We start from the raw sequence: 13,504 nt of genomic DNA, 5'->3' as shown, positions 1-13,504 counted from the left end.
CAATGCTGAACATACATCAGTTATCAGGAGGTTACCCTGGTCAAACAGTTTTAAAAAACGTAAATTTTTCAGTGAGACAAGGGGAGCTATTCGGAATACTAGGACCAAATGGAAGTGGGAAGACAACATTATTAAAAATGATGAGTAAGCTGCTTGTCCCTGAGCAGGGAGAGATTTTATTAAAAGGTCGCTCACTCCATAAGTACTCAGCTAAAGAGCTCGCGAAAAAAGTGGCTGTCTTGCCACAAGTATCATCAGCTTTTTTTTCCTACACAGTGAAAGAAACGGTTGCGCTTGGACGCTATCCACATCAAAAAGGCTTATTTCATTCTAAGCAGCCTTATGATGAAGAAGTCATTCAAACAGTGATGAATATGACAGGGGTCGAAAAGCTGCAATCGAAAATGCTTCATGAATTATCAGGTGGGGAAAGACAGCGTGTGTTTCTTGCCCAAGCACTTGCCCAAGAACCGGAAATTTTACTATTGGATGAGCCAACGAATCATTTGGATCTCTCTTTTCAAAAAGATCTTTTAGATCAACTTAAAAAATGGACAAGAGAGCAAGGGATGACGGTCATTTCTATTTTTCACGATGTCAATCTTGCCGGGCTTTATTGTGACCGGCTTTTATTATTACATCAAGGAGAAGTGAATGCCCTTGGTGCACCAGAAGAAATTTTGCAAGAAGAGAAAATTCGCGATATATATAATACGACAGTTGTCAATCAACCGCATCCCCATGTACCACAGCCGCAAATGCTTCTATTACCTGAATTGATGCAAAGGGAAGCAGAGACCAGCGTTGGAGAACGATTTTTAAATAAAACCGATAGTGTGCTGGAGTATTGCTCACCACTCCCATTACGAACGATTGCTACGGGTGTTGCTTCCGGTGGTGGGATCGGTTGGCATCAATCTTTCATCCGGACATCGAAAAAAGAGGAGGCGCGACCGAATACGATTCTATCCACTCATGCATTTCCAGCACAGAAAGTAACAACAAAACACATAAGAGAAAAAGAGTTTTCCGTCTTCCTTGTGACGTCGGCAAATGAAATCTGGATTTTTATCGAAGCGTTCCTATCCGATGAACAATTGGTTACGCTCGTTGTCGACATCGCTGCGGCAAAAGCTCGAGATGAGCGCTCATCTTCTAGTAGTATCATTGTTGGTGCAACGCAAACAGGGAATCATCTCCAAGCAAGAAGGGTAACTGAAAAAATCGCTGCGTGGATCAAGGGATCATAGACTTAGAGGGAAGGCTTTTGCTCATTCACATAGCAAAAGTCTTTCATTATCCATACGACCAGCTACTGTCATAATATTATGTTCTCTATTCTCCCATGAAAGCAGAAAAACTCGTCCCCCGGTCGAATAGGTTAGTTTTAATCTCCCATGAAAGCGGAAAAACTCGTCCCCCGGTCGAATAGGCTAGTTTTAATCTCCCATGAAAGCAGAAAAACTCGTCCCCCGGTCGAATAGGTCAGTTTTAATCTCCCATGGAAGCGGAAAAACTCGTCACTCGGTCGAATAGGTCAGTTTTAATCTCCCATGAAAGCGGAAAAACTCGTCCCTCGGTCGAATAGGCTAGTTTTAATCTCCCGTGAAAGCAGAAAAACTCGTCCCCCGGTGGAATAGGTCAGTTTTAATCTCCCACGAAAGCAGAAAAGCTCATTTCTCGGTCGAATAAGCCCTCTTCTAATCTTCCTCGAAAAAAACTCCGTCCCTTATCCGCTCATTTCTTCTTCAAAGTCAATGATCTTCCCCGATTAAAAGCTTTCACATTCCCGAATAGAACAAAAATCCTGTCTTGACTGAATGCTCATTCATTATATAATAAAATTAACAACATTAAGAATATAAAGAAGGGAGTGCTATCAGTGAATATATTGTTATGGGTGAACTGGATCGCGTTCATCATTGTAACCGCTTACGCTATTTCTTTATTTATCTATGTCGTGAAGACGCGCATTGCGTTCATTAAACTTGGCAAAAAGGCGGAATTCGATCACAACTTAAAAGCGCGTCTTAATAAAATTTGGATCAACGTGTTTGGGCAAAAGAAGCTTTTGAAAGATAAAAAAAGTGGCGCCATTCACGTTGTATTTTTTTATGGATTCATTCTCGTGCAGTTCGGTGCAATTGATTATATTTGGAAAGGACTTGCGCCTGGATCACATCTCCCGCTTGGTCCGCTTTATCCAGGTTTTAAATTTTTCCAAGAGCTCGTTACCCTCGCGATTTTAGTTGCGGTCGTTTGGGCATTTTACCGCCGCTATATTGAAAAACTTGTCAGACTGAAGCGTGGTTTTTATGCAGGGCTCGTTCTTTTGTTCATCGGGGGCTTAATGCTAACAGTGCTGCTTGGAAATGGCATGGCACTCATATGGAATGGAAATGAGTTTACTTGGTCTGAGCCAGTTGCTTCTGGCATTGCCGCTATCTTTGGCTGGATGAGTTCGACTGCTGCTGCGGTCGTCTTCTATATCGCATGGTGGCTACATTTATTATTATTGCTTTCTTTCCTCGTCTATGTCCCGCAATCAAAGCATGCCCATTTAATCGCGGGCCCGGCTAATGCTTACCTTGAGCCATTAGATGGCGGAAAAAAGCTTGAGCCGATTGATTTTGAGGACGAATCTCAAGAAACATTCGGAGTTGGAAAAATTGATGAATTTACCGATCTTCAGCTTGTTGATTTATATGCATGTGTAGAATGTGGGCGTTGTACGAATATGTGTCCGGCTACGGGAACAGGTAAAATGCTTTCCCCGATGGATATTATGGTCAAACTGCGCGATCATCTGACGAATTACGGTGCGGCTGTTACGCATAAACAGCCGTGGGTACCGACGTATGCCTTTTCGGGGACAATCGGAAATCAGCTTGCCAAGGCAGGTAACAGTAAAGGAACGATTGAGGCTGCTTCGGCGGTTGACTACGCACCAAATATGATCGGGGACATTATTACTGAGGAAGAACTGTGGGCTTGTACGACATGCCGCAATTGTGAAGATCAATGCCCAGTAATGAATAAGCATGTGAGCCATATTATCGATATGCGCCGTTATCTCGTTTTAACCGAAGGAAAAATGAATCCGGATGCTCAACGTGCAATGCAAAACATTGAGCGTCAAGGCAATCCATGGGGATTAAACCGCAAGGAGAAAGAAAATTGGCGCGATGGGCGTGAGGATGTATATGTGCCGACGGTGAAGGAATTGAAAAAAGCAGGCGAGGATTTTGAGTATTTGTTCTGGGTTGGTTCCATGGGAGCGTTTGATAACCGCAGCCAAAAAATCGCCCTTGCTTTTGTAAAACTGTTAAACGCAGCCGGCGTCTCGTTTGCGATCCTCGGCAATAAGGAAAAAAACTCAGGAGATACCCCCAGAAGATTAGGAAATGAATTTTTATTCCAAGAGCTTGCAACAGCAAATATTGCTGAGTTCGAGAAAAATAATGTAGAAAAAATTGTGACGATTGATCCACATGCATACAATATTTTCAAAAATGAATATCCTGATTTTGGATTAAAAGCAGAAGTGTATCATCATACCGAATTGCTTTATGAACTAGTAAAAGAAGGACGTTTACAACCACAATACGCCGTGGAAGAAACGATCACTTTCCACGATTCATGCTATTTGGGACGTTATAACGACGTGTACGATCCGCCGCGTGAGCTATTGAAAAAAATTCCGGGTGTGAAGCTCGTCGAAATGGAACGCAACCGTGAAAACGGAATGTGCTGTGGGGCTGGCGGCGGAATGATGTGGATGGAAGAGGATACGGGCCAGCGTGTGAACGTTGCTAGAACGGAGCAGGCATTAGCGGTCGACCCGACGGTAATCAGTTCGGGCTGTCCATATTGTTTAACGATGCTGTCAGACGGAACAAAAGCAAAAGAAGTCGAAGACCAGGTGAAAACATATGATATCGCTGAGTTGCTAGAAAGATCGATCGTAGCAAGTACGGCTTAAATGAGGAGGGATGGGTGATGGCACGAACGGTTATTTTGTCGGGAGCACGGACACCTTTTGGAAAATTAGGTGGCGGATTACATTCGTTGACTGCTTCCCAGCTTGGAGGGATGGCGCTAAAAGAAGCGTTACAACGGGCGGATGTTAATCCGGAATTGGTTCAGGAAGTGATCCTTGGAAACGTTTTGCAAGGTGGGCAAGGTCAATTGCCATCACGGCAAGCAGCTCGTAAAGCCGGCTTGCCTTGGGATGTAAAAACAGAAACGATCAATAAAGTGTGTGCGTCAGGAATGCGGGCGATCACATTAGCTGATCAAATTATCCGGGCAGGAGATGAAGAACTGATCGTTGCGGGCGGGATGGAGTCGATGTCCAATGCCCCATATGCACTGAAAAATGCGCGTTGGGGCTATAAAATGGGCGATGCAAAGATGATCGATTTGCTCAAGTATGATGGCTTAACTTGTTCATTTACTGGAGTTCATATGGGAACGTATGGCAATGCGACCGCAAAAGAATACGAGATTACGAGAGAAGAGCAAGATGAATGGGCGCTGCGAAGCCATAAACGGGCGATGAAGGCGATCGAAGCGGGATATTTTGCAGAAGAAATCGTTAAAGTGGAAATCCCACAACGAAAGGGGGAGCCACTCCTCATTGACAAAGATGAAGCACCGCGCAGCGATACAACGCTCGAAAAGTTAACGAAACTAACATCCGTGTTTGATCAAGATGGAACGATCACCGCCGGCAATGCTCCGGGAGTGAATGACGGCGCAGCCGCACTCGTATTAATGAGCGAAGAACGCGCCATAAAAGAGGGAAGACGACCGCTCGCCTATATATTAGGTCACGCTGAAATTGCTGTGGAGGCAAAGGATTTTCCAAAAACTCCGGGATTGGTCATTGAACAATTATTAAAGAAAACAGGAAAAACGCTTGATGAGATTGATCTTTTTGAAATCAATGAGGCTTTTGCAGCAGTAGTGCTTACGAGCAGTAAAATTGCCGGGCTAGATTCAGAAAAGGTGAATGTAAATGGCGGGGCGGTTGCATTAGGGCATCCGATTGGTGCGAGTGGGGCACGGATCATCCTAACGCTTATGTATGAATTGAAAAGGTGTGGTGGTGGACTTGGTATTGCCTCGATCTGTTCCGGGGGCGGTCAAGGCGATGCGGTATTAATTGAAGTACCAAAGGAGGCTTAAGATGGACATCAAATCGGTCATGGTGATTGGAGCAGGACAAATGGGGTCTGGAATTGCTCAAGTATGTGCTCTTGCTGGGTATCATGTCTACCTGCATGATTTGCATGAGGAAATCGTGAACAATGGAATTGCGCTAATTAAAAAGAATTTGAACCGTCAAGTGGAAAAAGAGAGAATGACAGAAATAGAGAAAAAGTCAGCATTAGAAAATATCATCGCTTCAACAAAGATAAACGATGCGGAAAAGGTTGATATTGTCATTGAGGCAGCGACAGAAAATATGCAAATAAAAACAAAGATTTTCGCAGAGCTTGATCAATATGCCCCTAACCACGCCATCCTGGCATCGAATACATCGTCTTTGCCGATTACCGAGATTGCGGCGGCGACAAAGCGACCAGAGCAAGTCATTGGTATGCATTTTATGAATCCTGTTCCGGTGATGAAGCTTGTTGAGATTATTCGTGGGTTGGCAACGACTGATGAAGTATATAAAGCAGTCGAGCAAATGGCGAAAAAATTAAACAAAATTCCGGTTGAAGTAAATGATTTTCCTGGATTCGTGTCCAACCGTGTGCTTATGCCGATGATTAATGAAGCAGTATATACATTGTACGAGGGGGTGGCGACAAAGGAAGCGATTGATGAAGTGATGAAGCTTGGGATGAATCATCCGATGGGACCATTGACATTAGCAGATTTCATTGGACTTGATACGTGTTTGTACATTATGGAAACCTTGCATGCCGGCTTTGGGGATGATAAATATCGACCATGCCCGCTTTTAAGAAAATATGTGAAGGCCGGTTGGCTTGGAAGAAAGGTCGGTCGTGGATTTTACACTTATGAGTAAATTGGAGGCGAATTAATGATGCATCTACAATTTACAGAAGAACAGCTGATGATAAGGAAAATGGTTCGTGACTTTGCCAAAGCAGAAATTGAACCGTTCATTGAAAAAATGGAGGGGGGGACATTTCCACGAGCGATCATAAAGAAAATGGGTGAGCTTGGTTTAATGGGCATTCCAATTGAGGAGCAATACGGTGGGGCGAGTATGGACTTTATCTCCTATATTATTGCGATTCATGAATTATCAAAAGTAAGTGCAACGGTTGGCGTCATTTTATCTGTGCACACATCTGTTGGCACGAATCCGATCGTGTCTTTTGGATCGGAAGAACAAAAGCAACGATACGTGCCGAAGCTTGCAAGTGGAGAATATTTAGCAGCATTTAGCCTGACAGAGCCGAATGCAGGCTCGGACGCCGCGAGCATCCAAACAAGAGCTGTACGCAAAGCCGATCATTATATCTTAAATGGAACGAAGCTGTTTGTCACAAATGGCGGCGAAGCCGATCTTTATATTACGTTTGCGAGAACCGATCAAGGCATTACTGCTTTTATCGTTGAAAAAGGAACAGAAGGCCTAGTGATTGGCAAGGACGAAGCAAAAATGGGGCTGCACGGATCCAGAACGGTTCAGTTAACATTTGAAAATATGAAAGTACCCGTTGAAAATTTGCTTGGAAGAGAAGGGGACGGCTTTCGTGTTGCATTAGCGAATTTAAACACCGGAAGAATTGGGATTGCAGCCCAAGCATTAGGAATCGCCGAAGCGGCTTTTGAGGCAGCAGCCAATTATGCTCAAGAACGAAAACAATTTGGCAAACCGATTGCCGAGCAACAAGGTATTGCATTTAAACTCGCTGATATGGCGACAGCGGTGGAAGCTGCTCGCCTCCTCGTTTACCGGGCAGCTGATTTATGTGAACGCGGCCTACGCTGTGGGAAGGAAGTGTCGATGGCAAAGCTATTTGCTACTAAAACGGCTGTCGAAGTAACAACTGAAGCGATCCAAGTATTTGGTGGATATGGATATACGAAGGATTACCCGGTTGAGCGCTATTTCCGTGACGCGAAAGTCACCGAGATTTATGAAGGGACGAGTGAAATTCAGCGAATCGTCATCGGCAAACAACTACTTTGATGAAGGTGAAAGGTGGCGGGGAAATTGAACTTCCAATTAAGTGAAGAGCATGAAATGATTCGCAAGCTAGTCCGTGATTTTGCGAAAAAAGAAGTCGAGCCAAGCGCGGCAGAACGCGATGAGGAAGAGCGTTTTGATCGTGGGATTTTTACAAAAATGGCTGAAATCGGGCTAACAGGTATTCCGTGGCCAGAAAAATATGGAGGGATTGGCAGCGATTATTTAGCTTATTGTATCGCAGTTGAGGAATTATCACGTGTTTGTGCATCGACAGGGGTGACGCTTTCAGCCCATACATCGCTCGCTTGCTGGCCTTTATTTGCATTTGGAACGGAGGAACAGAAACAAACCTATTTAAAGCCGCTAGCGGAAGGGAAGAAAATCGGTGCGTATGGTTTGACTGAGCCTGCTTCTGGTTCGGATGCCGGCGCTATGAAAACAACCGCTCGTCTTGATGGAAAACATTATGTCCTAAACGGATCAAAAATTTTCACGACGAACGGGGGAGTTGCTGACACCTACATCGTCTTTGCCTTAACCGATCCAAACGATAAAAGAAGTTCGACGGCTTTTATTATCGAAAAGGATTTCCCGGGCTTTTCAATTGGAAAAAAGGAGAAGAAACTCGGCATTCGCTCATCGCCGACAACAGAAATTATTTTTGAAGATTGTCAAGTACCTGTCGCCAATGTTCTCGGTCAAGTGGGCCAAGGCTTTAAGATTGCGATGATGACGCTTGATGGCGGGAGGAATGGAATTGCGGCACAAGCGGTTGGCATTGCCCAAGGAGCATTGGATGCGGCAATTGCGTACGCAAAAGAACGGAAGCAATTTGGCAAACCGATCGCCGACAATCAAGGAATCTCTTTTAAACTAGCGGATATGGCAACGAATATTGAAGCGGCGCGCTTGCTGACATATCAAGCTGCTTGGCTAGAGTCTGAAGGGCTTCCGTATGGCAAGGCGTCGGCGATGTCGAAGCTAATGGCTGGTGATACAGCGATGAAGGTGACAACCGACGCCGTCCAAGTATTTGGTGGATATGGATATACAAAGGATTACCCTGTCGAACGCTATATGCGTGATGCAAAAATTACGCAAATTTACGAAGGAACACAAGAAATTCAGCGTCTCGTCATTTCTCGGATGTTGCTGAAATAATGATAAAAGTAGGTGAAGAAAGGTGGGGCAAAAGCGGGAAATTTACGCATCTGTCAAAGATGAAGCACTTATAAAAAAACGACGCAGCCAAATGATTAAGGGAGCGGTGTTGCTTTTTAAGCAAAAAGGATTTCATCGAACGACAACAAGGGAAATCGCAGAAGCATCTGGCTTTAGTATCGGGACGTTATATGAATATATCCGCACGAAGGAAGATGTGCTTTATCTCGTTTGCGACAGCATTTACGATGAAGTAAGTATGAGGTTAAGCAGCATTGATCAAGAACAAGGCACGCTCGCAAGTTTGAAGCTTGGCATTCGTCATTATTTTAAAGTGATCGACGACATGCAGGATGAAGTGCTCGTCATGTATCAGGAAGCGAAGGCATTGTCACAAGACGCACTCCCATATGTATTGCAAAAAGAAATGGAAATGGTGGAAATGTTTGAACGCCTTATCGAGCGCTGTGTTGATAATGGAGAACTGGCAATTGGGAAGGCGCATCAACATTTACTTGCCCATAATATTTTTGTCCAAGGGCAAATGTGGGGGTTTCGGCGCTGGGCATTAAAGAAAATATATTCACTTGATGAATACATTGAATTGCAAACGGATTTGCTTATCTCTGGGGTCAATTTAGAGCATGTGTGAAAGGAGAAAAAAAGATGATGAGCGCTGGACACGTGTATAAGCCGAAAAATCATGTCAGGTTCGTAACGGCTTCAAGCTTGTTTGATGGGCATGATGCATCGATTAATATTATGCGGAGAATTTTACAGTCAAGCGGTGCGGAAGTCATCCATCTCGGTCACAATCGTTCTGTGGAGGAAGTTGTCAATGCGGCGATCCAGGAAGATGTGCAAGGGATCGCTATCTCCTCCTATCAAGGTGGGCATGTTGAATATTTTAAGTATATGTATGATTTACTTGCACAGCGAGGGGCCTCCCATATTCGCATTTATGGGGGCGGCGGCGGTGTCATTATCCCGCGTGAGAGAAAAGAGCTGCATGAATACGGGATCGCAAAAATATTTTCTCCAAATGACGGGCGCAACTATGGGCTCCAAGGGATGATCAATTTAATGATTGAGGAATGTGATTTCCCGCCTATGCCATTAACGAATGAAGTAGAGCGCTTGGCTAAAGGGGACCCGCAAGCGATTGCTAGATTAATTACTGCCGCTGAACAAAAAGATGACGCAGATCTCTTCTTGCGGATAAAAGAACAAGAAGCTGAGGTTCCGGTGTTGGGGATGACTGGGACGGGTGGCGCAGGAAAAAGTTCATTAACGGATGAACTTATTCGCCGTTTTTTAAATGAAATTCCAGACAAAAAACTCGCCATTTTATCGGTTGACCCGACAAAACAAAAAACAGGCGGTGCTTTATTAGGCGATCGAATTCGGATGAATGCAATTTTTTCTCCTCGTGTCTATATGCGGAGCTTGGCAACGAGACGCTCGGGAAGCGAATTATCGCTCGCCATCCGCGATGCGATTTCGGTCGTAAAAGCGGCTGGATTCGATCTTGTTATTGTCGAGACGAGTGGAATTGGTCAGGGAGATGCAGAAATCACGGAAATTAGTGATGTGTCGATGTATGTGATGACGAGTGAGTTTGGCGCACCTTCGCAATTAGAAAAAATCGATATGATCGATTATGCTGATTTCATCGTCATTAATAAATATGAGCGCAAAGGGTCGGAAGACGCACGAAATCAAGTGCGTAAACAATACCAACGCAGCCACTTGCTTTTTGATGTTCCTCTTGAACAAATGCCGGTGTACGGTACGATTGCCAGTCAATTTAATGATCCAGGCACAAATGCGTTATTCGCCGCTCTTGTGGAAAAGTTAGACCGCAATTGGCATACGTCTTTATCAAAAGATGAAATTGTTGAAAAGCGCAACGTCATTATTCCAAATAGCAGACAGCATTATTTACGAGAAATTGCTCAGACGGTTCGACAGTATCACGAACATGCAAAAGCCGAGGTAAAGCTCGCACGTAAAATATTTCAATTAGAAGGAGCGATTGCCTCTGCGGAAGAAGCGAGCAGCGATGAGCATGTTATCACAGCATTGAAGCAATTACATGCTGATATCGAACAAAGATTAACATATGCATCCCGCGAAATGCTTGTGGACTGGCAAAAAACGCAAAAAGCATACAAACAAGAGCACTACATTACAAATATTCGCGGTCGACAAATTTCGACGGAATTAACGACAAAAAGCTTATCCGGATTGGCGATCCCAAAAGTCGCTTTACCAAAATATGAAGATTACGGAGAAATTTTAAGTTGGGTATATAAAGAAAATGTCCCGGGATCTTTTCCGTTTACAGCTGGTGTTTTTCCATTTAAACGAAAAGGGGAAGACCCGAAACGGCAATTTGCCGGGGAAGGGACACCAGAACGGACGAACCGCCGTTTTCATTACTTATCAAAGGATGATGATGCGAAACGGTTAAGCACCGCTTTTGATTCGGTTACTCTTTATGGGGAAAATCCGGATGAGCGCCCTGATATTTATGGGAAAGTCGGTGAGAGCGGCGTAAATGTTTGTACGCTTGATGACATGAAAAAGCTCTATGCAGGATTTGATTTATGTGCTCCATCCACTTCTGTTTCGATGACGATTAACGGGCCAGCGCCAATTATTTTGGCGATGTTTATGAACACGGCAATCGCTCAACAAGTAGACGCCAAAGTGGAAGAGCGAGGCAGAGAATTAACGGAACAAGAACTGGAAGAAGTGAAAACATACACATTGAAAACGGTCCGTGGCACAGTTCAGGCAGATATATTAAAAGAAGATCAAGGGCAAAATACATGCATTTTTTCGACAGAGTTTGCGCTGCGGATGATGGGGGACATTCAGCAATATTTTATCGATCACCACGTGCGCAATTATTATTCTGTCTCGATTTCTGGGTATCATATTGCTGAAGCGGGGGCAAATCCACTCTCCCAGCTCGCCTTTACATTGGCAAATGGATTTACGTATGTCGAGTATTATTTAAGCCGGGGAATGGACATTAATGATTTTGCACCGAATTTATCGTTCTTTTTCTCCAATGGGCTCGATCCGGAGTATACGGTCATTGGCCGGGTGGCACGGAGAATTTGGGCAACGGTTATGCGCGATAAATATGGAGCGAATGAGCGAAGTCAAAAATTGAAATATCATATCCAAACATCTGGACGCTCACTGCATGCGCAAGAAATTGATTTTAACGATATAAGAACGACACTGCAAGCGTTAATGGCGCTGCAGGACCATTGTAACTCACTCCATACGAATGCATATGATGAGGCGATTACAACACCGACAGAGGAATCGGTTCGCCGTGCGATGGCGATCCAAATGATTATAACGAAGGAGCATGGTCTCTCGAAAAATGAAAATCCATTACAAGGCTCATTCATTATCGAAGAGCTGACTGATTTGGTTGAAGAAGCGGTTTTACAAGAATTCGAGCGCTTAAATGACCGTGGCGGAGTGCTCGGATCAATGGAGTCGCAATACCAACGCGGAAAAATTCAAGAAGAATCGATGTATTATGAAATGCTCAAGCATTCAGGGCAATTGCCAATTATCGGGGTAAACACGTACGTAAATCCGAATCCACCTACGGAGGAAGAAATCGATAGCATGGAATTAGCGCGGGCATCAAAGGAGGAAAAGGAACTACAAATTCAACATTTACGGGAATTTCAAGCGCGACATAAAGACGTAGCAGCTGAAGCGTTGCATCAATTAAAAGAAACTGCGATCACCGGCGGCAATATTTTTGCGGAGTTAATGGAAACGACCAAAGTAGCAAGCCTTGGAGAAATTACTCAAGCGCTTTATGAAGTGGGCGGACAGTATCGAAGAAATATGTAATCAAACCGTAACAGGCTTTTAGCTTCCATATGGTATAATAAGGGTATAAACTACTTAGAATTGCTTAATGAATAGGGAGTGGACAGATGAAAGTCGTACTAATGATCGTGGGGTGCTGTGTCGTTGGAGCGTTCTTTTTTTTCTTATACCGGATTCAGCTTGGAGCAATCCCTTTTTTACTTGGCTCCATCCTCCTATTTTACATTAGTTATCGATTTGTGATCCATTCAACCGTTCAGCAAGAAAATGATGAAGAAGATCCAGATGCAATCAAAATTCAAGAAAAACCATAATTCCCGCAAGCTAGAGCTTGCGGGAATTTTTTTATTAATATAGAAAATAATGGAGGATGGGACAAAAAATTAAATATTAGCTAAAAACAGTAGCATAAATGAAAACAATTTGTTTATAATGTTGAGGACAGAATGAGGTCAAGCAGGTTTTGCTTACCTTTTAAATTATGGTGAGTGCAAAAAGGATGATGAAAAGGACTGGAAATGAATAAAGATATTCGGTATGTTATTTTTACTGGACTTTTTGAACATCCTCTTACTTAATAGAAGAAATGAAGGGACGTGCGATCGTTGAGTTTACTTGAACTATCGTTAGAGGAACGCCGGGAAATGTCATTTATTGAAATCGCGGAGCATATTTTTTATGAAAGAAGAGAAGCAATTGTATTTGAGGATTTGGTGAAGGAAATTGCAAGCATTTTGGAATTAAGTAAAGAAGAGCTTCGCCCACGTATGCTTCAATTTTATACAGACTTGAATGTTGAAGGTCGTTTTATCACATTGGGTGAAAATCGCTGGGGCTTACGTGAATGGTATTTATTTGACCAAGTAGACGAAGAAATTATTACTCCGGTAAAACCTAAGAAGAAAAAGAAGAAAAAAGTGGTCGAACTTGATGATGTTTTAGAGGAAGAGCTGGAAGATGAAGATCTTGATTATGAAGAAGACGATGAAGATCTTGAAGATGAAGAGGAAGAAGATCTTGATGAAAGTTTAGAAGCTCTTATTGAGGAAGAAGAGGAAGAATACGACGAAGAAGATCTCCTCGATAGTGAATTTGAGCTTGATGAAGATGACGAATTAGAGATTGATGAAGAAGAAGAAGAAGAGGAAGAAGAAGAGGAATAAGTTCTTGACTTTCATTTCGTGAATATGTAATATTTTATTTGGGCTCCTCGAATGAGGACAAAAATAATAGGTACGCTCCCATACGTTTGTGCGGGAGCTTTTTTTATTTTAATATAGATTATTTGCTCTT

General features: G+C 43.4%; 10 protein-coding genes. All 10 read left to right on the top strand.

Annotated features, from left to right (window positions below; all coding sequences use genetic code 11):
* The first annotated feature begins 2 nt into the window (after nucleotides 1-2).
* Nucleotides 3-1,250, top strand: a complete 1,248-nt coding sequence (locus KHA95_RS01985) for an ABC transporter ATP-binding protein (protein ID WP_213135783.1) — start codon at nucleotides 3-5, stop codon at nucleotides 1,248-1,250.
* A 632-nt stretch (nucleotides 1,251-1,882) separates the two neighbouring features.
* On the top strand, nucleotides 1,883-3,982 hold the full coding sequence (locus KHA95_RS01980) for a 4Fe-4S dicluster domain-containing protein (protein ID WP_213135782.1): 2,100 nt from the start codon (nucleotides 1,883-1,885) through the stop codon (nucleotides 3,980-3,982).
* Nucleotides 3,983-3,999: 17 nt separating this feature from the next.
* A complete protein-coding gene (locus KHA95_RS01975) occupies nucleotides 4,000-5,190 on the top strand; it encodes an acetyl-CoA C-acetyltransferase (RefSeq protein ID WP_213135781.1) in 1,191 nt (396 codons plus the stop codon).
* A gap of 1 nt (nucleotide 5,191) precedes the next feature.
* Nucleotides 5,192-6,043, top strand: a complete 852-nt coding sequence (locus tag KHA95_RS01970) for a 3-hydroxybutyryl-CoA dehydrogenase (protein WP_213135780.1) — start codon at nucleotides 5,192-5,194, stop codon at nucleotides 6,041-6,043.
* 18 nt (nucleotides 6,044-6,061) lie between these two features.
* Nucleotides 6,062-7,180: an acyl-CoA dehydrogenase gene (locus KHA95_RS01965; protein ID WP_213136133.1), complete on the top strand. Its 1,119-nt coding sequence runs from the start codon at nucleotides 6,062-6,064 to the stop codon at nucleotides 7,178-7,180.
* A 24-nt stretch (nucleotides 7,181-7,204) separates the two neighbouring features.
* Complete coding sequence (locus KHA95_RS01960; protein WP_213135779.1) at nucleotides 7,205-8,341, top strand: acyl-CoA dehydrogenase; 1,137 nt, start codon at nucleotides 7,205-7,207, stop codon at nucleotides 8,339-8,341.
* Between the two features lie 22 nt (nucleotides 8,342-8,363).
* On the top strand, nucleotides 8,364-8,993 hold the full coding sequence (locus KHA95_RS01955; RefSeq protein ID WP_349305422.1) for a TetR/AcrR family transcriptional regulator: 630 nt from the start codon (nucleotides 8,364-8,366) through the stop codon (nucleotides 8,991-8,993).
* A 17-nt stretch (nucleotides 8,994-9,010) separates the two neighbouring features.
* On the top strand, nucleotides 9,011-12,232 hold the full coding sequence (gene icmF / locus KHA95_RS01950; RefSeq protein WP_213136131.1) for a fused isobutyryl-CoA mutase/GTPase IcmF: 3,222 nt from the start codon (nucleotides 9,011-9,013) through the stop codon (nucleotides 12,230-12,232).
* An 86-nt stretch (nucleotides 12,233-12,318) separates the two neighbouring features.
* The gene (locus tag KHA95_RS01945; RefSeq protein ID WP_213136167.1) at nucleotides 12,319-12,525 is read left to right on the top strand and encodes a hypothetical protein; all 207 of its coding nucleotides are present in this window, start codon (nucleotides 12,319-12,321) and stop codon (nucleotides 12,523-12,525) included.
* A gap of 282 nt (nucleotides 12,526-12,807) precedes the next feature.
* The gene (gene rpoE, locus KHA95_RS01940; RefSeq protein WP_349305421.1) at nucleotides 12,808-13,374 is read left to right on the top strand and encodes a DNA-directed RNA polymerase subunit delta; all 567 of its coding nucleotides are present in this window, start codon (nucleotides 12,808-12,810) and stop codon (nucleotides 13,372-13,374) included.
* Nucleotides 13,375-13,504 lie beyond the last annotated feature (130 nt).

This window comes from Bacillus sp. FJAT-50079 (assembly GCF_018343515.1).
GTDB lineage: Bacteria > Bacillota > Bacilli > Bacillales > Bacillaceae_C > Lederbergia.
This window is presented reverse-complemented; position numbering and strand designations above follow the sequence as displayed.